Annotated in this window: 16 protein-coding genes; 4 read left to right on the top strand and 12 right to left on the bottom strand. The window is 52.0% G+C overall.

The window, feature by feature from the left end; translation table 11 throughout:
- The first annotated feature begins 1 nt into the window (after nucleotide 1).
- On the top strand, nucleotides 2-1,246 hold the full coding sequence (locus HK11_RS01225; protein WP_086553526.1) for a hypothetical protein: 1,245 nt from the start codon (nucleotides 2-4) through the stop codon (nucleotides 1,244-1,246).
- Between the two features lie 178 nt (nucleotides 1,247-1,424).
- On the opposite strand, the gene HK11_RS01220 is transcribed toward HK11_RS01225, so the two are convergent.
- The 12 genes from HK11_RS01220 to HK11_RS01165 all read right to left on the bottom strand — a co-directional run bounded on the left by HK11_RS01220 (nucleotide 1,425) and on the right by HK11_RS01165 (nucleotide 19,818).
- Nucleotides 1,425-2,906 (bottom strand): efflux transporter outer membrane subunit, encoded by a 1,482-nt coding sequence (locus tag HK11_RS01220; RefSeq protein WP_086553576.1) that lies wholly within the window; start codon nucleotides 2,904-2,906, stop codon nucleotides 1,425-1,427.
- 61 nt (nucleotides 2,907-2,967) lie between these two features.
- Nucleotides 2,968-6,174, bottom strand: coding sequence for an efflux RND transporter permease subunit (locus HK11_RS01215; RefSeq protein WP_086553525.1), 3,207 nt, complete (start codon nucleotides 6,172-6,174; stop codon nucleotides 2,968-2,970).
- Nucleotides 6,175-6,178: 4 nt separating this feature from the next.
- Nucleotides 6,179-7,357: an efflux RND transporter periplasmic adaptor subunit gene (locus tag HK11_RS01210; protein ID WP_086553524.1), complete on the bottom strand. Its 1,179-nt coding sequence runs from the start codon at nucleotides 7,355-7,357 to the stop codon at nucleotides 6,179-6,181.
- Between the two features lie 255 nt (nucleotides 7,358-7,612).
- The gene (locus HK11_RS01205) at nucleotides 7,613-9,004 is read right to left on the bottom strand and encodes a sugar porter family MFS transporter (RefSeq protein ID WP_086553575.1); all 1,392 of its coding nucleotides are present in this window, start codon (nucleotides 9,002-9,004) and stop codon (nucleotides 7,613-7,615) included.
- 248 nt (nucleotides 9,005-9,252) lie between these two features.
- Nucleotides 9,253-10,401, bottom strand: coding sequence for a rod shape-determining protein RodA (gene rodA / locus HK11_RS01200; RefSeq protein WP_086553523.1), 1,149 nt, complete (start codon nucleotides 10,399-10,401; stop codon nucleotides 9,253-9,255).
- A 3-nt stretch (nucleotides 10,402-10,404) separates the two neighbouring features.
- A complete protein-coding gene (gene mrdA / locus HK11_RS01195; RefSeq protein WP_086553522.1) occupies nucleotides 10,405-12,324 on the bottom strand; it encodes a penicillin-binding protein 2 in 1,920 nt (639 codons plus the stop codon).
- Between the two features lie 19 nt (nucleotides 12,325-12,343).
- Nucleotides 12,344-12,910: a rod shape-determining protein MreD gene (locus HK11_RS01190; protein WP_086553521.1), complete on the bottom strand. Its 567-nt coding sequence runs from the start codon at nucleotides 12,908-12,910 to the stop codon at nucleotides 12,344-12,346.
- Nucleotides 12,911-12,925: 15 nt separating this feature from the next.
- Nucleotides 12,926-13,831, bottom strand: coding sequence for a rod shape-determining protein MreC (mreC, locus tag HK11_RS01185; RefSeq protein WP_086553520.1), 906 nt, complete (start codon nucleotides 13,829-13,831; stop codon nucleotides 12,926-12,928).
- Nucleotides 13,832-13,995: 164 nt separating this feature from the next.
- Nucleotides 13,996-15,042, bottom strand: a complete 1,047-nt coding sequence (locus HK11_RS01180) for a rod shape-determining protein (RefSeq protein ID WP_086553519.1) — start codon at nucleotides 15,040-15,042, stop codon at nucleotides 13,996-13,998.
- A gap of 213 nt (nucleotides 15,043-15,255) precedes the next feature.
- A complete protein-coding gene (locus HK11_RS01175; protein ID WP_086553518.1) occupies nucleotides 15,256-16,830 on the bottom strand; it encodes a 2-isopropylmalate synthase in 1,575 nt (524 codons plus the stop codon).
- A 291-nt stretch (nucleotides 16,831-17,121) separates the two neighbouring features.
- Nucleotides 17,122-18,627, bottom strand: coding sequence for a hypothetical protein (locus tag HK11_RS01170; RefSeq protein ID WP_086553517.1), 1,506 nt, complete (start codon nucleotides 18,625-18,627; stop codon nucleotides 17,122-17,124).
- A gap of 129 nt (nucleotides 18,628-18,756) precedes the next feature.
- Entirely contained in the window at nucleotides 18,757-19,818 is a 1,062-nt protein-coding gene (locus tag HK11_RS01165; protein WP_086553574.1) for a COX15/CtaA family protein, read from the bottom strand.
- A 118-nt stretch (nucleotides 19,819-19,936) separates the two neighbouring features.
- Between HK11_RS01165 and HK11_RS01160 the strand changes: the two genes are divergently transcribed.
- The 3 genes from HK11_RS01160 to HK11_RS01150 all read left to right on the top strand — a co-directional run bounded on the left by HK11_RS01160 (nucleotide 19,937) and on the right by HK11_RS01150 (nucleotide 24,326).
- On the top strand, nucleotides 19,937-20,647 hold the full coding sequence (locus HK11_RS01160) for a TVP38/TMEM64 family protein (protein ID WP_143216337.1): 711 nt from the start codon (nucleotides 19,937-19,939) through the stop codon (nucleotides 20,645-20,647).
- Between the two features lie 109 nt (nucleotides 20,648-20,756).
- A complete protein-coding gene (locus HK11_RS01155; RefSeq protein ID WP_086553516.1) occupies nucleotides 20,757-22,025 on the top strand; it encodes a multidrug effflux MFS transporter in 1,269 nt (422 codons plus the stop codon).
- 75 nt (nucleotides 22,026-22,100) lie between these two features.
- On the top strand, nucleotides 22,101-24,326 hold the full coding sequence (locus HK11_RS01150; protein ID WP_086553515.1) for a response regulator: 2,226 nt from the start codon (nucleotides 22,101-22,103) through the stop codon (nucleotides 24,324-24,326).
- Nucleotides 24,327-24,353: the final 27 nt, after the last annotated feature.

Raw genomic sequence — 24,353 nt, 5'->3', positions numbered from 1 at the left:
TATGTCGTCTCATCTTTTACGCATCACGCTGGCTGCCTGTGTGGCTTTTTCAGTTGCACAGCCGGTTGCCCATGCGGCGGAAACGACTCTTTCTGCCGGGGTGGCCACAGCTTTGCAGCAGGCACAAACGGCTCTTGCCGGTCATAAATATGACCAGGCGATGAGTGCGGTTAATAAAGCTGATGCCATAAAGGGAAATTCAGAGTACGACACTTACGTCATTGCTCAGATGCGGGCAGCAGTTGCATCGCAGACAGGTAATCTGGCCGCGGCAACCGCAGCCTATGACAAGCTGATTGCGTCACCCCGTACGACAAAAGCTGCTAAAGAGCAGATGCTGATGTCTGAAGCGACAATGGCCTATAAAGCAGGTAACTATCCTGCAACTATTCAGGCTATTCAGCGTTATCAGCATGATTATGGCAATTCGCCAGTTCTCGATACACTGCTCGCTCAGTCATATTATCTGCAAAAAGATTATCAGGGTACAGTTAACCTGCTGACTCCCCGGATCGCTGCTGAGATTAAGAGTAAAAAAGTACCAGCTGAAGCCCAGCTGCAAATGCTGGCCGCCAGTGCGACAGCTCTGAAGCAGGATACTATCAGCACACATGCTTATGTTCTGCTGGCTACCTACTACCCTAAAAAGGAATACTGGGACCTTCTGCTGCATGGTCTGATTGTAAACCCAAAAATTCCGCAGGCTCTCCAGCTTGACGTTTACAGAATTCGCCTCGCTGCCGGTAACATTACCCAGGCCCGCGATTTTATGGAAATGACAGAGATCGCTGTGCAGAAAGGTATGCCTCAGCTGGCTCTTGATCTGATGAATCAGGGCTACAGCGCAGGTATTCTGGGCCAGGGTGCTGAAGCCAGCCGTCAGGCGCGCCTGAAAGCTCTGGTTGAAAAAGATATCGCTGCAAAAAAAGCATCAATCGCAGCTGACGAGGCTACGGCTCTCAAAGCAAAAACAGGCGATGCTTTGCTGACAGTAGGTTATAATTATGTGTCCTTTGGTGATGCCAGCAAGGGCCTTGACCTGATGCAGCAGGCAATTGCTAAGGGTGTGAGCAATGTTAATCTTGCTCGCCTGCAGTTAGGTCTTGCACAGCTACAGGCTGGTCAGAAAGATCAGGCTATCGAGACTCTTAACACAGTTGAAGGTGACGATGGCACGCATGACATCGCTCAGTTGTGGATCCTGAAGTTAAAATCTGCTGCTATTCACCAGGCTGGCAAAAAATAAAGCTTATTATCCCCTGCCTGTGTCCGTTTATTACTGAGACGCAGGCAGGGTGACCTGGTTTGACCCCTGAAAATTTATTATTTGCTGTAGCGATGCAAAATATTTTGCAGCGTAATGCGTTGCCGTATGCACAACGTCTTAAACTTTTGCCGTTTATCGACAGACCTCAGAGAGGAGATCAGGCCGGAGCCTGACCTTTCTCACGGGTGTTTTGATTTGTGGCGGGTTCTGTTGTGTGTTCTTTCCAGCCACCGCCGAGTGTGCGGTAAACCGTGACCAGGTTTTGATAATTAGCAACATTCACGGTGATCTGTGACTGACGCGCCTGCAGATACGAGCGTTGTGAAACAAGCGTTGTCAGGTAAGAATCTGTCCCTGCATTGAAGCGTTTCTGTGCAAGAGAAAATGCATCAGCCGAGGCACTGACCAGGGCATTCATTTGCTTTTGCTCGTCAAGATATGCTTCACGGGCAGCCAGTGCATCTGCGACCTCTCTGAACGCTGTCTGCACAGTTTTTTCGTATGTGGCTATCTGCGTGTTGCGTCGGGCTTTCGATGTTTTCAGGTTGCCGCTGTTAATGCCCCACGTCCACAGAGGGATCTGAATCTGGGGGTTAAGGCCCCAGGTTGTGGCAGCTGAGGTAAAGAGTTTATTGAACTGAAGGCTCGAAATACCATCATTAGCTGTCAGTGTGATGCGGGGAAAGAATGCAGCCCTTGCTGCCCCGATATTTGCCTGAGCTGCCAGAAGGTTGTGCTCGGCAGCGACGATATCAGGTCTGCGCTCAAGCAGGTCTGATGGCAACCCGGCAGGCAGGTCAGCCAGCAATGTCTGCTGACCCAGCGGGCGGGGAGCGGGCAGGTCAGCGGGTAATGGGGCGCCAATCAGCAGAGCAATCAGGTTTTCATCCTGAGCGAGCTTACGCTGGGTATCAGCCTTAAGGGCGGCGCTCTGGCTGACCTGTGTTTCAGCCTGCCGTACGGTCAGTAAATCTGCCTCACCATTGCGGTATTTAGCCTGTGTGAGTCGCAGGGTATCCTGCTGGCTGGCAAGAGTGCTATTAGCCAGATCAAGGGTTTCTTTATCTCCAAGCCAGGTGATGTAGGCGATAGCAACCTGTGAGACAACGCTTATGAGCATGCCCTGCAGAGAGGACTGTTTAGCCAGTGCATTTTCAGCGGCCTGGCGTGACAGGCTGCGAATACGTCCGAAAAAGTCAATTTCGTAAGACGAAAAGCCAATGCCACCCTGGTAGTATTTAAAAACCCGGCCATCACCAAAGGCTGCGTTATTGCTTTTTCCGGCATCCAGCCCTGGTGCAAAGGTCAGACCAGCGGCATCGGAAGGGGCCTGATACATTGGCCCGCCGGTAGCAGAAATTGTCGGAAAAAGGCCAGCATGCTGCGTATCATAAAGCCCCTGAGCTTCGCTGATATTTGCAGCCGCTTCACGCAGGTCGCGGTTTTCGCGCAGGGCAATGGTAATCAGGGCCTGCAGGCGCGGGTCAACAAAAAAGTCTTTCCAGCCTATGTCGGTAGCAGCCTGCTGCAGGCGTGGGTTACCCGTGTTCTGGTAAGCAGGCCACGAGGTCGCCAGCGGCGGAGCAGGGCGCTTATATTTAGGGATCATGGTGCACCCCGAAAGCATCCCCCCTGCCATAGCAAGGGAGAGTGCCTGCAGGCGCAGGGGGGTGAACGAGGAGAGTAAAGTCGGCATATGTTTAGTGCCCCCCATGAGAAGGCTGTGAATCCTGGGTATGCTCCTGCTTTTCACTCAGGCGTTTTACCCGGAAAAGACGCAGAACAGCCACGAAGAAAACAGGAACAAAATAGACAGCCAGTAATGTCGCTGTTGACATCCCACCCACCACGGCTGTGCCAATGGCCAGACGAGAGGCCGAACCAGCACCGGTTGCAATGGCCAGCGGGAAAACACCGACAACAAAGGCGATAGAAGTCATCAGGATAGGACGCAGACGCTCACGTGCCGCGGTGTTTACGGCTTCTTCCAGGGTTTCACCTTTTTCAAAGGCAGCCTTAGCAAATTCGACAATCAGAATGGCATTTTTAACAGCCAGCCCGACTGTGGTCAGAAGCCCGACCTGGAAGTAAACGTCGTTATCCATGCCGCGGAACAGGGTTGCGGCAATAGCCCCCAGAACACCCAGAGGCACAACCAGAATAACAGCAAACGGAATAGCCCAGCTTTCATACAATGCTGCAAGGCAGAGCAGAATGATAATGCCTGCCAGCGCATATAGCGGCCCGGTTGAAGAGCCGGAGGCCAGCTGCTCAAATGAAAGGCCGGTCCACTCATAGCCGATTCCTTTAGGCAGCTTTTTCATGATGTCGAGCATCGCAGCGATTGAATCACCTGAGCTGTAGCCTGGTGCAGGCTGGCCAAGTATTTCGTATGAGTTGAAACCGTTATAGTTTTCAACTTTTTGCGGGCCGACAATCCAGTTAGCTGAGATAAAGGCATTCAGCGGTGTCATTGTGTCGTTGACATTGACGACCACACTGCTGGCGTTATTGCTGCCAGTTGAGGTGCTGTTGCCGTTATGAACATACCATTTGTTCAGATCATATGGCAGCATACGGGCATCAGGAATACCCTGAATATAAACCTGCTTTACGCGGTCATTGCGCAGAAACTGGTTTACATAGATCGAGCCCAGTGCCCCCTGAATGGTGTTGTTGATACTGGCGATTGTAATGCCAAGGGCATTAGCTTTTTCGCGGTCAATATTGAGGTTGTACTGAGATGCATCTTCCATACCGTTCGGGCGAACAGCTGCCAGACGCTTGTCCTGTGCGGCCATGCCCAGAACCATGTTACGTGCAGCAAGCAGTTTCTCATGTCCAAGGTGGCCGCGGTCTTCAAGCTCAAGGTCAAAACCGGTAGCGTTACCCAGTTCCAGTACAGCAGGAGGGTTAACAGCGAAGATCTGGGCCTTAGGGTTGGTCCAGAAATGATTCATGATGCGGTTTGCAATAGCCGTTGAGGTTTCCTGGGGTTTTGTACGCAAATCCCAGTCTTTCAGACGGATAAAGAATGCCCCGGCACTTTGCCCCTGACCTGCAAAGTTAAAGCCATTCACAGCATAGACTGATTCAACCAGGTTTCCCTCGGTTTTAAGAATATAATCTGTGACTTCATGGTTGATACGGGTGGTTTCTTCCATAGGGGTGTTAACAGGCATTGTAATCTGCCCGAACACCAGCCCCTGATCTTCATCAGGAAGGAAGCCGCCAGGCAACTTTGAAAAGAGAAAGATAACGCAGCCCGTGACGAGGAAGAGCCCGAGAAATGACAGGGCCAGATGCCGGACCAGAAAATTGACACCATGAAGGTACCCACGGGTCATCTTTTCAAAATTACGGTTAAACCATCCGGCAAGACCGGTCGTTTTTTCATGAGAGCCAGCTTTGAGCATAGTTGCGCACAAGGCCGGCGTTAACACCATAGCGACCAGTACTGAAAGCCACATGGCAGAAACAATGGTGATTGAGAACTGCCGGTAAATGACACCGACAGAGCCAGAGAAGGCTGCCATGGGCAGAAAGACTGCTGTCAGGACCAGAACGATACCAACAAGAGCGCCTGAGATTTCATCCATTGAAACTTTTGAGGCCTCAACAGGTGATAGTTTGCTCTCTGTCATCACACGTTCAACGTTTTCAACCACAACAATCGCGTCATCGACCAGCAGACCAACGGCCAGCACCATGGCCAGCATGGTCAGAGTGTTGATCGAGTAGCCCAGTATGTTCAGCAGGCCAAAAGTGCCCAGAAGAACAACCGGCACAGCGATTGTTGGTATCAGTGTCGCCCGGAAATTTTGCAGGAAGATCAGCATGACCAGAAAGACCAGGCCAATAGCTTCAAGCAGGGTAATGACGACTTCCTGGATCGAAAGAACAATGAAGGGCGCCGTATCGAGCGGATAAACAGTCTTCAGGCCTGGCGGGAAGAATTTTTCCAGTTCACTGATCTTCTCTTTAACCGCAGCTTCGGTGGAGAGCTGGTTTGAACCAGGTGCCAGCTTAAGAGCCATACCAGAGGCAGGATGGTTATTGTAGAAAGAGTCAGTGTTGTAGGTCTGAGGGCCCAGCTCAACAGTGGCGATGTCTTTGATGCGCACCTGTGAACCATCAGGCTGCACTTTCAGAAGAATCTTTTTAAACTGCTCAGGGTCTGTCAGACGGGTCGGGCCGATAATGGTGGCATCGAGCTGAATACCTTTGCGTGCCGGCAGGCCACCCAGCTCACCTGATGAGACCTGAAGGTTCTGGTTCTGAATGGCAGTTTGTACGTCTGTGACAGTCAGGCCGTAATTGAACAGCTTGTCAGGGTCCATCCAGATACGCATAGCGTATTCTGAGCCGAACAGCGTATGGTCACCCACACCTGTGATACGGCTGAGGGGATCTGAGATGTTAGAGGCCACGTAGTCGGCAATATCGCCGCCATTCATGCTGTTGTCAGTCGAGATGAAGCTGACCACCATCATGAAGTTTTTAACAGCTTTGGTGATGCTCAGCCCCTGAGCGGTAACTTCTGACGGCAGTTTTGGCTGCGCCAGCTGAAGTTTGTTTTGCACCTGCACCTGGGCAATATCAGGGCTTGTGCCCTGCTCAAAAGACAGGTCAATTTCCATCTGTCCGGAAGCATATGACTGTGCAGAAATATATTCCAGATGGTCAAGGCCGAACATCTGCTGAAGAATGGGGCGTACAACTGTGTTGTTTACCGTGTCAGCAGAGGCACCGGGGTAAGTGACCGAAATGGCTATCTGTGGCGGCGCAATGCTGGGATACTGCGCAATAGGCAGTCGGAAAAGCGACAGGCCACCAAGCAACATGATGATAAGGCTGATGACCCATGCAAAGACGGGTCGGTCAATAAAAAAACGAGCCAGGGACATGAGGTCAGTGTCCTCTGTTCAGGTTTTCTGTGGTTTCTGGCTGTGCTGAGGCAACCTCAGTCGGCTTAACGTGGCCGCCAGGTTTGATTTTTTGCAGGCCTGTTACCACAACGCGGTCTCCGTCCTGCAGACCGGCTGTTACAAGCCAGTTGTCACCAAGTGCCTGACTGGTCTGAATTTTGCGACGCTCAACCGTATCGTCCTGTTTGATAACCCAGACTTCAGGGTCACCATGTGAGTTGTGGCTGACAGCTTTTTGCGGGACCAGAATGCTGTTGGGGTCTGTACCTTCTTCAAGCTGGGCATGAACATACATGCCCGGCAGAAGCAGCTTCTGTGGGTTAGGCATAATAGCACGGATGACAACAGAGGAGGTCGAGGTATTGACGTTAACCTCAGACAGCGCCATGCGCCCTTTAAATTCGTAAGCCGAATTATCCTCAAGGGTAAGAGAGACAGGCACCCGGCCATCGGGCTGACGTTTCAGGCGGCCTTCAGCCAGCTCGCGCTTCAGGCGCAGCAGTGTGATGGCCGGCATATTCACGTCAACATAAATCGGGTCAAGGCGCGTAATGGTTGCTGTGTCGTTGGTCTGATTGGCAGTAACCAGCGCACCAACAGTAATCAGGGTACGGCCGATACGCCCTGTAATGGGCGCATTCATTTTTGTGTAGTTCAGGTTGACCTGTGCGCTCTCAACCTGACCTTTTGCATTGAGAATACGCCCCATAGCTTCTTTTTCAGTGGCGAGAGCATCGTCATATTCCTGCCGGCTGACAGCGTGGTCTTTTACCAGGTTGCGGTAACGGTCAAGCTTGGCGCGGGCTGTGATTTCAGCTGCCTCTGCCTCTTCCAGGAGACCTTTTGCCGTGGTGTAGGCTGCCTGGTAGCGTGAGGGGTCGATCTGATAAAGCTGCTGGCCAGCAACAACGTCAGCCCCCTCAATAAACAGGCGTTTTTGTATAATGCCGGTTACCTGAGGGCGTACCTGTGCAATTTCAAAAGCATCAGTACGACCAGGCAGGCTGGTGGTCATGACCACCGACTGTGTATGCATGGTTACGTAATCAACGCTTTGTGGCGGCATTGCCCCTGACTGAGTGCTTTTACGTTCACATCCTGCCAGAGCAAGCAAAGCAACAGCAGAGGCCAGAAATGGGCGCAGGGGAGTATAGGGAGTCATCACTCTGGCGAATCCTGTCTTTAAAAAACAATATGTGCGCAGGAACCCCGTTGAACGGGGTCGGGGGATGGGGTGCTTTGCAGCTGGGGAAACGTTAATAAGGAATAAAATGAATATTCTACCGTTTCACGTTAGCGACGATATAGAATTTGTTCAGAATGTGTCAAGGGTATGGTTGTAAAATGTTATTATAACATATTGATATTTATATATGTTTTAAATTTTTTACCGGGGTTTCCCCCGGCGTAAAATGGGTTACTGGCCTATGTTTCTTAATTTTTTACCCATCATCAGGTTTTTCTCAATCTGCTCCAGAGAGACATCATTCGTTTCAGGGACATAAAGCCAGGTCAGGAGCAGAAAAAGACCGTTGAGTCCGGCCATCAGAGCAAAAGTACAGCCGCCGCCCAGCCCGTTAAGAATGCTGAGGAAAGACAGCCCGACGATCATGTTGGAGATCCAGTTGCTGAGTGTTGAAATGGTAATGCCGAGGTCACGCCCCTTCATGGGCTGAATTTCAGAGCACAGCACCCACATGAGCGGCCCGGCGGACATAGCGTGTGCGCTGATAAAGATCATCACAAAGAATACGCACATTATGCTGGCGGTCTGGGTTTCCATGCCTGTTATATTCAGCCATGACAGGCCGGCCAGAGAGAAAACCATGGTGGCAAAGCCACAGTACAGAATAGGCTTACGGCCCCAGCGGTCTACAAGACCAATGGCTGCCAGCGTTGCAAGCACATTAACAAATCCGACAACAGCCGTGCACCACATCTGAGATTCGCCGACAAAGCCTGCCAGAGCAAAAATTTTGGGCGCATAGTACATAATGACGTTAATGCCGGCGAACTGCTGCATGGCCTGAAGCAACACACCCAGAGCAACTGAGCGACGAAAGTTAGAGTTGCTTTTCAGCAGAGAAAAACCACCTTTTCTTGACGTCAGCTGTGCTTCAATTGAGCGGATTTCTGCGGCTGTATCATGTGAATCAGGGCGAAGGTCTTCTAACACGCTGTGTGCTTCTTTTTTACGCCCCTTCATCATCAGCCAGCGAGGGCTGTAGGGAAGAAAAAGAACGCCGATGACAAATAAAACGCCCGGTATAACAATAACACCAAACATCCACCGCCACTGCGCATGATAAGCGAATAATGTATCACTGATAAAAGCGACCAGAATACCAACCGTGATCATCAGCTGGTACGTGGCGATCATGGCGCCGCGTGTTTCTTTACTGGCAATTTCTGAGAGATAGAGAGGAGAGGTAAAAGCTGCAATGCCGATGGCAAGCCCCATGAGTCCACGGTTTACAATCATGCTCATGACTGACCATGACACCGCGCATCCAAGAGAGCCGAATATGAAGATAATACCGGCGATAACAAGAGACCATTTGCGGCCTGTAATACGGGCCAGCCACCCTGCCAGAATAGCCCCGATAGCCGCACCGGCCATCATGCCACTGACAATCCATTCCTGCTGCATGGTCGAGGCATGAAATTCGCGTGAGACGAAATCAAGCGCACCTGATATCACACCGATATCCAGCCCGGACATAAGCCCGGCTGTTGCCGCCAGTATGCCAATGACAGCACTTTTTACGGTAAAAGAGGACTCTGAAGAATCAGGGGACGTTTCTGGCATATTACAAGATTTTCCGTGCAGCATTATTATTCTTTATCAGACTATGCCGTGAGGTAGATCGCTGGCCCTTAAGGTGGGGTGTTATCTTATTTCTTACCACGACAGTCGGGGGTTTTTATCACATCGGTGTGATAAAAGGGATATATTTTTCTCTGGTTTTAGCAGCCGTTAAAGATTGCTTACTCTCAGTGAGTAATCTGTTTACAGATATACAGGTCTTCTTGTGTGGCAGGGGACCGGCCTGGTTTTTAGTCAGGCTCGCTTTCCCCAAAGCGGGAATCACGATGCACCCATGTTGAGAGCAGCAGGCCAAAACCCATCATAACGTTGAGCATTGCTGAACCACCGTAAGACACAAGAGGCAGGGGAACACCACCAACAGGGATCGCTCCCATGACCATTGAGAGATTGACCAGGCAATAGAGAAAGAAGTTGACGCTGATTCCCAGTGCGACAAGGCGGCCAAAGCGGTTGCGACTGCGTATGGCCATGAGCATACCGCCAAGGATAATGATAAGCAGCAGGCTGATAACTGTTAATGCACCGGCATAACCCCATTCTTCCGCGATCATGGTGAAGATGAAGTCAGTCTGTTTTTCAGGCAGAAAGTTAAGCTGCCCCTGAGAGCCTTTGAGGTAACCCTGTCCCCACATGCCGCCTGATCCCAGCGCAATTTTTGACTGGATAATATTATAACCTGCCCCAAGGGGGTCGCTTTCGGGGTTAAGAAAGGTGGTAATCCGGGCGCGCTGATAGTCATGCAGGTGACTGTAGGCAACTTTAATCAGATAAGGGACGGGGAGTACAAGCAACACAATCTGCCATAGCCTCATGCCCGCAGCGAAGAAAAGAGCTGCCCCGATACCACCAATAATTGTTGCTGTGCCGAGGTTTGGCTCTTTAAGTACCAGCACAACGGGCAGCAGAACAATAAAGGCCGGGGGCAGCAGCCAGAGCGGGTTGCCCATCTGCCTGTGGTTCAGACGATGGAACCATGCAGCCAGAACAAGCACCAGAGCTATTTTTGCATATTCAGAGGGCTGAACCTGTACGCCGCCAATAATAAGCCAGCGTTCAGCCCCCTTGCCAACATGCCCCATGTGCAAAACAGCTGCCAGCAGAGCAACAGAAAAAATATAAAGAGGCCACGCGGCGCGTATCAGCACTTTGGGTGGCAGCATGGCAATGGTGATCATCATCACCAGTCCCACAGCAAAACGTGCGGCCTGAGGTGCTGCAAACGGGTAAGGAGCTCCGCCGGCAGCAGAGTAAAGTGTGATATATCCTGCGGCAGCAAGTGTGCAGATCAGCAGAACGTAAAGCCAGCTGATACGCCAGAGTTTGGATAAAAGCCGAAAGCTCGGTTCGGCGCGTAGCAGACGTTTGTGAAATTTCATTGTCTATTGTGTGTCTGATGCGTCAGCAACACGCTCAGGTGGTGGTGTGATGTGGTTTGCCGGGTCGCGCAGAAGTGTGTCAGTCATGATATCGCGTGCCAGCGGGGCCGCGGCTTCTGCACCTGCGTTACCGTGCTCAATAACGACCGAGACTGCATATTGTGGATTATCGTAGGGTGCAAAGCAGATAAACAGGGCATGTGGCCTGTATTCCCACGGCAGATTGGCCGAGTTGAAGTGTCCGCTTTCACGCAGCGCCCGCGATACGCGCCTGACCTGAGCCGAGCCGGTTTTGCCGGCCATCATAACACCCGGAATAGTCAGTTTTGCTTTGGGGGCTGTGCCATGGGGTTCATTTACCACGGCAAACATGCCACTACGCAGGGCAGCCAGCCCGGCAGCGGGCATATCAAGTTCCGGCCAGTGTTCGGCCGTTGCCTGTGGGCCGGTTTCGTCATTCAGAGAGCGTACAAGGTGGGGTTGCACAGCCCGCCCGGTTGCCAGGCGCGAGGTATAGGTTGCCAGTTGCAGGGGGGTCACCTGCACAAATCCCTGGCCAATCCCACTGACAATGGTATCGCCGCCATTCCAGTGGTGGTGGTGTGCCTGTCGCCAGGTCGGGGTTGGGATGAGGCCGGTGCGGGTATGTGGCAGCTCAATATCAAGCGGAGTGCCTAAGCCGAAGCTGTGGGCGGTTTCTGCAATATGGTCCATGCCGATGCGGCGTGCCATCTCATAAAAATACACGTCGCAGGAAAATTTAAGGGCCTGGTGCAGGTCAAGTGACCCATGCCCCCATCGTGACCAGCAGTGAAAGCGCGTGCCGCCTACGTCCAGATGACCAGGGCAGAAGACCCGGTCGGAAGGAGAAATGAGACCAGCCTTCAGGCCTGCCATGGCAACCGCAGGCTTAAAAGTTGAGCCCGGAGGGTACACACCGGCAACTGCTTTATTGATCAGAGGGGTTCGTTCGTTGTTGATCCATTCAAGCCATTGTGTGTGACTGACACCACTATCGAAGAGTGAGGGGTCGAAAGAAGGTGTGCTGGCCATTGCCAGCACCTCACCATTGCGGCAATTCATGACAACGGCAGAGGCAGTCTGATCACCAATGCGACCAAGAACTGCATGCTGCAGCACGCTGTCGATTGTCAGGCCAATTTTCGTCCCTGATGTACCTTCAGCCCGGTTCAGCTCAGAGATAACCCTGCCAACTGAGTTAACCTCCATTTCGACAGAGCCTGCTGTGCCGCAGAGTGTTGTGTCCTGGCTTTGTTCAATACCAGCACGCCCGACACGCATACCAGGGAGAGCCAGCAGGGCTGACCGTGCGACATCGCGCTCGTTGGGGGGCGCAACATAGCCGATAATATGGGCCAGAGACTCACCTTCAGGGTAGACGCGCCGTGTGCCGACATCGATCAGAACACCAGGGAGCGAGGGCGCATTAAGCTCAATGCGGGCCATCTCATCCCATGAGAGAAAGTCTCGCAGCATAACCGGGACAAAACGGCGTTTATGGCGCATTTCGCGCAAAATGCGGGCACGGTCATGCTCATCAAGTGGAATGATAGTTGAAAACCGCTCAATCGTGCCGTTCACATCTGTCGTTTCTTCGGGCAGCAGAAGGGCGCGCCAGTTTTCCTTATTACTGGCAAGTGCTACGTTATAGCGATCGACAATATGGCCTCGCGGTGGTGCCAGGTAGCGTTTGCTAACCCGGTTGCTTGCAGCCATGCGTGCATATTTATCGCCATTTTCAACCTGCAGGCCATAAAGTTTTCGGGCCAGAAGCCCCAGAGCGCCAGTTTGCAGGGCCATAATCAGCAAGGCCCTGCGCGTAAAAATACCGCGTGAGGGGTCTTTCTGAGTTTTGGCAGGCATAAGGCGCTTTATATCGCGCTTACGGCGTTTGAACCTCATGATGCACCATCTTTCTGCATCAGATATCTTCCCGGTCGTTGAACTTCTGGATAACCCAGGAGAACAGAACCGAGAGAGCAGGGTAGAAACCAACGCACAATGTCGCTTCGAATAAAGCCGGGGACAGTGTCAGGATGTGTAGTCTGAACAGGCAGGCAAAGCTCCATTGTAGCAGGCAGACACCGAGGGCAATAAAAGCGAATATAAGCCATGATAGCAGAAAAGGCAGGCGTGTAATGCCAAAACGTGAATAAAAAGCGACACTATGAACAAGTAAAAGGAGCAGCGCACTAACCCCCAGCGGGGTGAAATTGACAAAGTCCATAGAAAGGCCAAGTAAAAAAACCACCGGGCTCGTCATAGAAGAGGGGTGCCACGCTGACCAGAAAAAAACAGTTGTGATCATAAACGCAGGCAGAATTTCAGTAATGCCAGGCACAGGCAGAGGTGCCGCGCAGATAATAATGATGAAAAAGCAGAGAATACCTGGCAGCAATCGCCGTGCACCGTGGTCCAGCCTGCTCCAGATGGTCTGATGAGGCTGAATTTCTGCTTCCCAGGAGTTCCGGGAGGAATCGGGCTTCATGAGTGTATTATGCCCTTATCCCTGGTTAAAAAGCTTAGTAAACGGAGGCTCCTGCGTTTTATGTGGCGGTGCCAGTGGTACGTGACCTGGTGCATCGGGAGCTTCAACCTGAGCCTGACCAAAATTAAAAATGCGTAGCAAAACAAGATGATCAAGCTTTGCGTAGGGTATAACGACAGGTCGTCCCGGCATAATATAATGTACTGTACCAACAGGCAGGCCTGCGGGAAAAGCACCAGCCTGGTCGCCTGTGACGACACGCTCTCCTTCCAGCGGGTGTATGTCCTGCGCATAATACATGAGTTTGGGCATAGGGGAGTTATCGCCTGCCATTATGGCAGGGGCATGGCTTGATTCAAGCAGTACCGGCAGGCGGCTTGAAATATCGGTAATCAGCAATACACGGGCTGAATGAGCGCCGGTTTCTGTTACACGCCCTGCCAGCCCGTTAGCTGCGAGAGCAATATTGCCTGCTTTTACACCACTGTCTGCTCCCGCAATCAGCAGGACAGCACGCGCATAAATACTGCCGCTATCTGCAACGACTCGTCCCGTGACAAAGGTTGGAGCGTCTTCGGGAATCCAGTGCAGGGCCGTTTTGAGTGAATCGTTTTCTCTGGTCAGAGAGACTGCGACATCATACCACCGGCGTAAATTCTCATTCTCTGTTCTGAGGCGGGTATTTTCCGAGGCGAGATGGCTGGCTTCATGTAAGGCCGATGTGACAGCAATGGCGCGCTCTTCCGCTGCGGTCACAACCGACCACACTGGGGCCAGAGCATCGGCCACACACATACGTACCTTCTCGCTTCTTTTACGATCAGCCTGACCGGCAATTATAATACCGGCAGAAAGAAGAATGAGTGCGGGGAGCGTAAGCCTGTTCAGGGCCTGGCGGAGCTGAATGGAGACAGGAATCACGGTTATACAGCCCCACTGTATCGTAAAGTGCAGACACGCAGGAGGGGAAGTCTCCTCTGTCTCATGGTTTACGATACATCCTTTCTGTCACGCAGGCCGAAGAGAATAGTATTAATCGTCAGAGAATCTTGTTTTAACAGAACTCCCCGACGATACTATAGTAATTAGTACATCGATGTCAGCACATTCTGGAGGCGTTTCATTTCTTCCAGTGCGCGCCCGGTGCCCAGAGCGACACATGAGAGAGGGTCTTCGCCAACTGTGACAGGCAGACCGGTTGACAGACGCAGCACATCGCTCAGACGGTAAAGCAGAGCACCGCCACCGGTCAGCACAATACCTTTGTCGACAATATCCGCTGCCAGTTCAGGAGGGGTGTTTTCAAGTGCTGTATTCACAGCATCAATGATCTGGCTGATCGGCTCCATCAGGCTTTCAGCAATCTGTGCCTGAGAGACCTGTACCTCGCGGGGGACGCCGTTAATCAGGTCACGCCCTTTGACATCAAGCCAGGGGCCCTGGTCATCCGGGTCGTCGGGCATCATGGCTGACCCCAGTTTTATTTTAATGCGCTCGGCAGAACTCTCACCAATAAGCAGATTATGTGTACGCCGGATGTAGGAGATAATGGCGTCATCCATTTTGTCGCCACCAACGCGTACAGAGCGGGCATAAACGATGCCACCCAGCGAGATAACAGCAACCTCGGTTGTGCCGCCGCCAATATCGACAATCATGCTGCCTGAGGGCTCTGTCACAGGCAGGCCGGCCCCGATAGCTGCAGCCATAGGCTCTTCGATCAGGAATACACGGCGTGCACCGGCACTTTCGGCACTCTCCTGAATGGCGCGGCGCTCAACGGCTGTTGCTCCTGAGGGTACGCAAACGATAATCTGCGGGCTGGTAAAGGCCCGGCGATTATGCACTTTGCGAATGAAATGTTTGATCATTTCTTCAGCAACATCAAAATCGGCGATAACACCGTCGCGCATCGGGCGAATAGCAGTAATATTGCCCGGTGTACGGCCAACCATCAGCTTTGCTTCTTCCCCGACCGCCAGGACCTGCTTTTTGCCTTTAATTTCGGTAATCGCAACGACTGACGGTTCATTAAGAACGATGCCGCGCCCTTTAACATAGACAAGAGTGTTAGCAGTACCCAGGTCAATTGCCATGTCAGCGGACATGAGACCTAGCAGACGAGATAACATCCAGGACTCCTGGTTTAAGGGCCGCACTATGTGATCGTAACAGCAGAGTAGTGAGGCCTTTTTCTCTGCATGGATCAGATTAATTCATATGAAGGAGGAATTACCTATGCAGCACCTGAGGCACAAGACCTTTTCGGCAAGAAACATTACGAAAAAACATTAACAATTGTTTTCTATACCGGGGGAGAGGGCTTTACCCCCGGTATAATCAGCTCAGACTGTAAGTGCTTCAGGCTCCGTACGGTCACGTTTGATCAGTAATTTGTTCAGTGCATGAACGTAGGCCCGCACGGCAGAGACAACCGTGTCTGCATCAGCGCCCTGGCCATCAACCATTTTTCCGTCTTCTTCAAGCCTGACTGACGTACGGGCCTGAGCATCTGTTCCTTCAGTTACAGCAGCGACTGAGAACAGCGCCAGCCTGGCATCATGTGGAAATGCAGCCTGAAGTGCATTAAATGCTGCATCAACCGGACCGTTGCCAATTGCCTGACTTGTGATGACCTTGCCTTCAACATTAAGCGTCAGCTCTGCGTCAGAAGGCTGGCCAGAGACAGAGGCAAGCTTCAGATGTTCAAAACGAATATGTGCATGGTCACGTACTTCGTCGTCTACCAGAGCGATGATGTCTTCATCGTAGACTGCTTTTTTTCGGTCTGCGAGGTCTTTAAAGCGTGAGAAAGCATCGTTCAGCTTGGCATCATCCAGGCCATCGTAACCCAGGCTTTTCAGCTTATCACGGAAGGCTGCACGCCCTGAGTGCTTGCCCATGACCAGTGATGAGCGGGTCCAGCCAACGCTTTCAGGGGTCATGATTTCATAGGTTGCGGCATTTTTCAGCACGCCATCCTGATGGATGCCGCTCTCATGAGCAAAGGCATTACGGCCAACAATGGCTTTATTCGGCTGCACGTCAAAGCTGGTAATGGTTGCCAGCATACGTGACACCTTCAGCAGGTCAGGGGTGTTGATGCCCGTTGTGAACGGGTACTGGTCGTTGCGGGTGCGCAATGCCATAACGATTTCTTCAAGAGCGGCATTGCCGGCACGTTCACCAATGCCATTAATAGTGCATTCGATCTGGCGTGCGCCACCTTCGACACTGGCCAGTGTGTTAGCAACGGCCAGGCCAAGGTCATTATGGTTATGAGCTGAGAAAATTACCTGATCAGCACCGGGTACGCGCTCACGCAGCATAGAAAAAATACGCAGCATGTCTTCCGGCGTGGCATAGCCTACGGTGTCGGGGATGTTGATAGTTGTGGCACCGGCTTTAATAGCAGCTTCAACACAGCGACACAGAAAGTCAGGGTCTGTGCGGGAGCCGTCTTCGGCTGACCATTCAACGTCGTCTGTCAGGTTGCGGGCTGCTGTATTGCCGGTGGTAATCAGTTCCAGAACAGTCTCCGGCTCCATCCGCAGTTTATATTTCATATGCAGCGGAGAGGTGGAGATAAAGTTGTGGATACGTTTGCGTTCAGCCTGAGCCAGTGCCTCACCTGCGGCGGCAATATCTTTTGCTCCACCTGTGCGGGCCAGGGCACAGATGACAGACCCTTTCGTGTGTCGGGCGATCTGATTAACGGATTCAAAGTCCCCTTTTGAGGCGACCGGAAAGCCTGCCTCAATAACATCCACACCCAGTGTGGCCAGAGCTTCAGCCATACGCAGTTTTTCAGCCAGGTTCATTGAGAACCCGGGAGACTGCTCGCCATCACGCAGGGTGGTGTCGAAGATGATGACGCGGCTTGCGTCTATTTTGCCGAAAGAGGGGTGATCGAATGACATGAGAAATGTCCTTGTAAACGGATTCTGAGTTCGGAAAGCAGGCTACAGTTCACTATCCCCTAAGCGTGACGGCACGAGGCCGCTGTGACCGCTCAGGGGCAGATAAGTCGTAGGAGGAGGTCCGAGGTCAGAGTCGCGCGTTTCGCCTGCGCCATTATGGCACACCACATCAGGTCAGCGGCGAAAGGGACGGAATTCATGCGGGTGACCATATAGGCATGATGAGCCGAAGGCAACTCAGTTTCTGGCGCGAAATGATGTAAAAGCAGCGTGATTATATTGAAGTGAGAGTTATTCTTTACCCTGTTTAAGAGCTTTCTCTGTTCTGAACTGCCAGATTTTCTCGAATAACAGGTTCGAGCTTGTCGTGAAGGCATGGTTCATAGTGCTGTTTTTTACGTGCCATAAAGATGAGGTCATTTCCTCATTATGTCCGACAAGAAAGGGGCAGGTCGTGACGATTTTCAGGTCATCATGTGCTTCAAGGTAACGGTCAATCGTGTTGTGTCCGACATCAGGGTTTGTTTCATCCCACTCTGCGATCAGTGTCAGTGCATTGCGTGAATAGACATTGCACACCATGCCGACCATGCGGTTAAGCAGAACACATTGCCGTCCGTCTGCCTCAAACACTGAGGAGATGGTGGCGTCAGGGTGCAGGTCAGAGATGAAGGCCGAAAAGACATCCCACCTGCAATGCTCCTGGCGAATTTTCAGAGCAAAGCTGAGAATATCTTCGGGGTTCATCCCTTCTGTAAACTCAGCATCATCTTCAAAAATAAGAGCCTGTTCGACCCCGGCCTCAAGTAGTTTTTTGGCAAGGTATTTAAAGCTGCAGGCAGCCCCGACCCACCCCGGTGTGGCACGCAGACCAGGAAACACCAGCGCAGCAGAGGTTTTGCTTTTTAATAACTCATGGCGTTCAAAGGTTTCGGGTAGGCTGAGCGCAATAAGCTGAGTTTTTATTTCATGCTGCGCGCATTGATCGTAGAGGGCTGAGAAATCTGTTGCTCCCAGAGCCATCATCAGGCGACAGAGAAAGAAGTGAAAATCACCTTCACTACCGGGTTCTGGCACATAAAATACTGAGGGGTAGGTAATGCCCTGCTGTGCAAGAGCTTCTATCTCCTGCTGTGATTCTGCCAGTACGGCCCGTGAGTCTTTTAACATTGCCACATAGTTCTCAGGCAGCGAACCTGGTGTAAATGCTGGCTGCACACATATCCGGTGGGTAGCGGGAGGAAGTTCCTCAAACTTTTGCGGGTTAATGACAAAACAGAACTGTGCTGTGCAGATATCTGGCATGGAGCTGACAGTCTCAGCTTTAAAGCCAGCAGCCGTCAGAGCGGCACTAAGTGCGCGTGCCATGCCGGATGTATCATCCGGTCGGGAAAGAATGAGGATAGCGCCTGGAGTATATGCGCAATCTTTAACGGAGGGACGTGTTACCCCCGCCTTTTTTAACAGAGTGCGGATGTCAGCAAAGCGGCCTGTCGCGAGAAGCTTTGCAAAGGTCAGCCCCTTATGTGCCAGTCGGGCTATTACTCTGAGTGGTGCTGTCAGCCGCCATGATGATGAGGCCTTCAGGCTCGCCAGTGCATGGCGTGAGGCCTCCGCCTGCTGGTGCAGGCTCTGAATTTCAGCCTGAAGATCGTTTATTCTTTTGTTATGTGAGGCTTCCTGCTGGTCGCAATGCCGGGAGAGCTCTCTGACGCGAGTTCTGTAAAAAGAAAGATTTTGCCTGACTGTCAGAGCATCTTCAAGGAGAGAGGTCAGGTCAGACGTCTGCTTATCCAAGAGGAATGCTCCCTGCTTTTATGTGCTGTCTCTGTTCGATACACGATGGCCAGGTAGCAGGTAAATATCAGGGTGCTGGCCTGTGCCTTCTGGCTGTATCGGTCTGGCGAGGTGAGGCCCCCCTGAACGTTAGTCCGAGAGAGCCTGTCTGTCGCGCAGGCTATGCAGCACAAAGAGCATAACCCCGAGCAGAACTGCGGCAAAGGTCTGGTGCACAGCCCCGGCCCATACAGGCACCACCAGCAGCAATGTCGTCACGCCAAGGGCATATTGTATCAGCACAGCCCACCCCAGTAGCATCATACCATTATGGGTGCGACTCCCCACGCGAAATGCTTTGAGCCCGATGGCCAGGGTTGATAAAATTGTCAGTGCGGTCAGAGTTGCCAGCAGCCGGTGGTCAAACTGCACAGCTGCGGTGTTGGCAATCCAGTTCATCCACATCGGGCTTAATGCAGAATAGTTTGTGGGTATAAGGTGCCCCTCCATTAGTGGGAAGGTATTATAGGCAAAGCCTGCATGTGTACCTGCTGTAAAGCCACCGGCAATAATGGTCAGGCAAATCAGTCCCATCCCAAATTTCAGCATTACACTTGCCAGCCGTGCAGGAGCTGAGGGCTCAGCTGAAGTTTCAGCAGCAGGGGCAGGCCAGCGGACAGAAAATGCTGTCCAGAGAATAGCGACATATAAAATCAGAGCAGCACTCAGGTGCAGCACCAGCTTAACAGGTTCGACAGCTGTGCTGCCAGGGCGAAAGCCTGAGGCCACCATAACCCAGCCAATACCACCCTGAAGACCACCCAGAATGAAAAAGATAAAAAGCCTGATACCCAGAGCTCGGGTGATCATTTTTTTATAGATAAACAAGCTGAGTGGCAGAATAAGTACCAGGCCCATCAGGCGGCCCCAGAAACGGTGAATCCACTCAGCCCAGAAAATTTTCTGAAAACCGGCCAGACCAAATCCTTCATGCTGAAGATGATATTGGGGAATGGTCTGATAGAGTGCAAAAAGCCTCTCCCACTCGGCATGCGACAGAGGTGGAATAAAACCGCTGACAGGCTGCCAGTCCATAATTGACAGGCCCGAACCAGTCAGGCGGGTTATGCCGCCAATGGCTATCATCCCCAGAATCATAAAGCTCAGAACAAAGAGCCAGCCAGAAATTAACCGGCGATGATGGGGGGCCATATCGGCAGAACGGAGCGGAGAAGAGGACATGGCAGCCTTTGTGTCATCAGGATGATATCTGTTTGAAGGGTTTAAACCCTGCTTGCGGGTTCCTGCAAGAAAATGCTAGCGCCGGTGCATGACGTTTGTTTCGCCCACCTTCATGCAGTCCGTTACAAAAGTTCTGCGTCCCGTTATTATGCTTGGTTTGCTGGCGGCGGGCGCTGTGATGCTGCGCCATCTGCCGGGTTTTGATCATATCTTTAGCAGCACAGAGCTTTTGCGGCACGGATTCAGAGGGCGGTGCCTCTTTATATGTGGTGCAACCTTGTGGTGTGCGTTTGGTCTGCCCCGGCATATTGCTGGTTTTGCTGCAGGCCTGGCCTACGGGCCGGCCGAGGGTATCTGGCTGACAACTATAGCTTCGTGTGCCGGGTGTGCCGCTGGTTTTTACTGGTCACGCCTGGCAGCGCCTGGATGGGCGCGGGAAAAAATGGGGCAGTATTTTAGCCGCATTGATGTGCTTGTAAGGCAGGAGCCTTTTCTGAGTGTGCTTACTCTGCGCCTTTTGCCTGTAGGATCCTCATTGTTGCTGAATATTTTTGGTGGCGTCTCAGGTATGAGGTTTTTCCCTTTTCTGGGGGCGACAGCTCTTGGGGGGCTGCCTCAGAATCTGGTTGCTGTTTTACTTGGTGCTGGTGTTCGTTTTGATGCCGCATGGCAGGCTGTCGCCGGAGGCGGGTTATTCGTTTTGTCTGCTGTGCTAGGTGTATGGTTGTGGCGTGGCTCGCGTCTGGGCAGGCTGGTTTCACCTGAAAAAGAAGTCTTTCCTCGCGATGAGAGGTTATAATCAGGTGCTGACGGTTTGTTTTACTTAAAAAATACCAGGAAAGCATAGTGTAATGCTTTCAGTTGCCTTGTTTGTAATTGCAAACTTTTGTTAATTTCTGGAGTGCCGTATGGCTTCTGCTTCCACATCACAAAAAACGGCGACAGGTCATCCATTTGGTGAAAAAATACCTGGCTGGCTGGTGTTGCTGCTGGGGTTTCTGACGGCTGTTGGCCCGATTTCAACAGACATTTATCTGCCTGCTTTCCCCGCTATGCAGCAGACGTTGCATACAAGTGCAGGCAACGTGCAGCTTACACTCTCCATCTGGTTTGTCGGTCTTGCCATTGGGCAGCTCAGTGTTGGCCCGCTTTCTGACCGGTTTGGCCGCAGAGGTCCCCTGCTTATTGGTTGCTTTATTTATGCTCTGGCTTCGGCTGTCTGTGCGTTTGCAACTGATATTGTGACTTTTTCTGTTGCGCGTTTTGTTGCGTCTGTCGGAGCTTCTGCCAGTCTGGTTATTCCAACCGCCTGCGTCAGAGATGTGGTGCCAGATCGTAATGCCGGAGCAAAAATGATGTCACGGCTGGTTATGGTCATGGGGGTTGTGCCTATTCTGGCTCCCATGCTGGGGGGGCTGGTTGTGGCGGTAACCTCCTGGCGGGTTATTTTCTGGGCTTCGGCCGCTTACGGTGCTTTTTCGGTTTTTTTCGTTCTTACTCTGCTGCCTGAAACACTTCCGCCAGTGCGTCGCAATACGCTGTCAGTCGAGACGCTGCTTGGGCGTTATGCCATGTTGCTGGGTAATCGTCCGTTTAGTTCACATGCATGGATTACCGGCTTTTCGACTTTTATGCAGTTCAGTTACCTGACTGCTGCCTCTTTTGTGTTCATTAAAATGTATGGCTTTACGCCATTGCAGTTTTCGATGCTTTTTGGCTTTTTCTCAGTGTTTATGATTGGTGCCTCACAGGTTAATGGTATGCTGGTCGGGCGCATTGATGCTGGCAAACTGTTAGGCATTGCAATTAAAATTGCGGTGGCTGGTGCGGCTCTTCTGGTTGCTGTCGTGATCTGGACCCAGTATTACGCATCCCCTCAGATACGGCCATATTCTGTGCTGTTTATTATCGGTGCTATGCTGCTGACCCTGGCACCAACCGGCATTATTTATCCTAATGCAATGATGGGAGCACTGGCTGACCATGCAGCTCTTGCCGGAGCAGCAACGGCGCTTGCAGGTACAATGCAGTATGTGCTGGGTGCTCTGGCTGGTGTTGTTCTGGGGCAGTTTTCTGCGGTTTCGGCTTTGCCAATGGCCTGCTGTATGCTGTTTGGCACCGTGGTTATGCTGGTGATTAGTTTTTTTCGGCCAGATGCACAGAAAGATCAGGTATAAGCAGAAATCTGTATCTCTGATGCATTTTATCTAACACATGATGGTATGACACCAATGAGAAAGAGCCGATAAATTATGGCGCGGCATCCGGCGAGACGAGCTCATATTCTGGCACTGATTGGTGCAGGCCTGTTAATTGTTACCTTTGGTACTATGAGTATCGAGCTTGGTAACGAGATGGCCCGCCGGGGGAATATTGACCGCCAGAGTACAACGGCGGGCAGTTATCTGCGCACGTTGCACCGTGCGACGAGCCGTGCGCGTATTTGCTATTATGCCTGGCTTGCCCGGAATAAGCCTGATGATGCCAGTTGCTACAGCAAAGCCATTGGTGAGCTCGAAAACGCTTTATCTGATTATAGCTCTTTCAGGTCGGTTCAGGAGCGTGTCGGCGCTAATCGTATTGAATCACTCAATATGGTAGGGCAAAATTTGCAGGCTATTGCGGCCTGGCCCTCAGGTGTTACAGAAATGCCTCAGGGGGGTGAGAGCCTTCTTTCCGCTCTTGATGAAAATCTGTCAGTTCTTAGTCGGGTCAGTACCCTTAATCAGGCAGGGCGCGTGGCAGATATGCTGCGTAACACGGGCTGGCAGCGGCGTTTGTTGCTGCTGGGTGTTCTGACAGGTGTACTCAGTCTTATTGCTGCTGGGTGGGTTCTTGACCGTTCTTCACTTGTCGCAGCCAGGGCTGAGGCCTCATCACGTGACCTGGCACTTCGTCTGCGTGCAACGCTCGACAGCCTGAGCCTAGGCATGGCTGTGTTTGGTGCTGACGGGCGCCTGTGGCACTGGAACGAGCAGCTGTCTCTGATCCTCGGGCTTAAGAAAGATTTTCTGAAGCTGGGGCTGCATTATGATGAGCTTAATGCTGTGCTGGTCGCCGGCAACATGTCTTTTCTTGAGCCTTTTGGCCATATTAAGCCCTTTCTCGACCGTGGTGAGGATGTTCCACCCGTCCTTACAGAGTGTAAAGGCCCCGATGGTGCTGACCTTGAGGTGTGTCGTACGTTTTTTTTCGCGGCAGATGGTGCCGCATCGCGCCATGGTTTTGTGCTGACAATTGCAGATATCAGCCTGCGTCTGCGTAGTGAGCGTGCACTGGGTGAAGCGCAGAAACTGCGAGCCCTCGGGCAGCTCACAGCAGGCATTGCTCATGATTTTAAAAACCTTCTTACGGTTATTCTGGGTAATCTTGAACTGGTTACAGATTATGAAGGGCCTGAAGATATTGCACGTCGTCAGGAGTATATTTTTGCAGCTACCCATGCCGCCCGTCGCTCAGAGGCACTGACCGGACAGTTATTAAGCTTTATGCGCCGGCAGACCACGAAGCCGGATTCTCTTATGTTTTCGGATTTGTTCTCTTTTCTTAACGGGTTGCTGGCCCGTGTTATCGGCTCTCATATCATGGTTGAATGTTGTGATGTGGCTGGTGTCTGGCCAGTCAGAGCTGATCCTGCCCAGCTTGAAAGTGCTGTGTTGAATCTGGCTATCAATGCGCGTGATGCCATGACAAAGGGCGGTAAGCTCAAAATCGAAGCCCGTAATGTCGTGTTTGCTATGAACACAGATCTGATGAGTTTGCCACTTGAGGAGGGCCGCCACCGACGGGTGGTGTCAGACCCGACGCCGCTGCCTGCCGGTAACTGGGTTCGTCTTGATGTGACAGACACAGGCAGCGGTATGACAGACGACGTGCTGCATCGTTTGTTTGAGCCGTTTTTTACTACCAAAGGGGAGGGAGCCGGGACTGGCCTGGGGATGCCAATGGTTCTGGCCTTTTCACAGCAGGTAAACGGTCGTGTGATGGTTGAGACCGGCACAGGCCATGGTACGGTTGTATCACTCTGGCTGCCTTGTGCTGCAACAACCTGTAAGCTTGAAGAGACAAAAGTTTTGGTTGCAGACACGGCGGTAAAAACTGAAGCCTGCCAGGCCCGTGTTCTTGTTGTTGAGGATGATGCCGCCATTCGTGATATCGTTGTCACAATTATGCAGATGGCAGGCCATGAAGTTCTTGAGGCTGAAGATGGTAAGCAGGCGATAGAAATTGCAACACAGCAGGAAAAGCTCGATCTGCTGATTACCGATATCCAGCTTCCGGCACCGTTTGATGGTCTTGCTCTGTCACAGGTTCTCTCCGGGCAGCATCCGGGGCTGGCTGTGGTGTATATGTCGGGTGAGCTGACATCTGAGAGCGCAAATCTGCCAGGTGGTGTTGAGGGAGCCTCTTATCTGGCCAAACCTTTCAGACGAAAGGAACTGGTGCAGGCCGTTGCAACAGCTCTGAATAAAAACTAACAGCTTTGACGGGGTTTCTCTTGCCTG

The organism is Acetobacter sp. DmW_043, from assembly GCF_002153485.1.
Classification (GTDB): domain Bacteria; phylum Pseudomonadota; class Alphaproteobacteria; order Acetobacterales; family Acetobacteraceae; genus Acetobacter; species Acetobacter thailandicus.
The sequence above is the reverse complement of the archived record's forward strand: the minus strand, read 5'-3'. Positions and strand labels throughout refer to the sequence as shown.

Bases quoted from the DNA above. Each gene is read 5' to 3' on its own strand.
- HK11_RS01225 (WP_086553526.1), top strand. From the start codon at position 2: ATGTCGTCTCATCTTTTACGCATCACGCTGGCTGCCTGTGTGGCTTTT.
- HK11_RS01190 (WP_086553521.1), bottom strand. From the start codon at position 12,910: ATGAAGCCCGATTCCTCCCGGAACTCCTGGGAAGCAGAAATTCAGCCT.
- rodA (WP_086553523.1), bottom strand. From the start codon at position 10,401: ATGAAATTTCACAAACGTCTGCTACGCGCCGAACCGAGCTTTCGGCTT.
- HK11_RS01175 (WP_086553518.1), bottom strand. From the start codon at position 16,830: ATGTCATTCGATCACCCCTCTTTCGGCAAAATAGACGCAAGCCGCGTC.
- HK11_RS01215 (WP_086553525.1), bottom strand. From the start codon at position 6,174: ATGTCCCTGGCTCGTTTTTTTATTGACCGACCCGTCTTTGCATGGGTC.
- HK11_RS01160 (WP_143216337.1), top strand. From the start codon at position 19,937: ATGACGTTTGTTTCGCCCACCTTCATGCAGTCCGTTACAAAAGTTCTG.
- HK11_RS01155 (WP_086553516.1), top strand. From the start codon at position 20,757: ATGGCTTCTGCTTCCACATCACAAAAAACGGCGACAGGTCATCCATTT.
- HK11_RS01220 (WP_086553576.1), bottom strand. From the start codon at position 2,906: ATGGCAGGGGGGATGCTTTCGGGGTGCACCATGATCCCTAAATATAAG.
- HK11_RS01205 (WP_086553575.1), bottom strand. From the start codon at position 9,004: ATGCCAGAAACGTCCCCTGATTCTTCAGAGTCCTCTTTTACCGTAAAA.
- mrdA (WP_086553522.1), bottom strand. From the start codon at position 12,324: ATGAGGTTCAAACGCCGTAAGCGCGATATAAAGCGCCTTATGCCTGCC.
- HK11_RS01165 (WP_086553574.1), bottom strand. From the start codon at position 19,818: ATGGCCCCCCATCATCGCCGGTTAATTTCTGGCTGGCTCTTTGTTCTG.
- HK11_RS01180 (WP_086553519.1), bottom strand. From the start codon at position 15,042: ATGTTATCTCGTCTGCTAGGTCTCATGTCCGCTGACATGGCAATTGAC.
- HK11_RS01210 (WP_086553524.1), bottom strand. From the start codon at position 7,357: ATGACTCCCTATACTCCCCTGCGCCCATTTCTGGCCTCTGCTGTTGCT.
- HK11_RS01150 (WP_086553515.1), top strand. From the start codon at position 22,101: ATGGCGCGGCATCCGGCGAGACGAGCTCATATTCTGGCACTGATTGGT.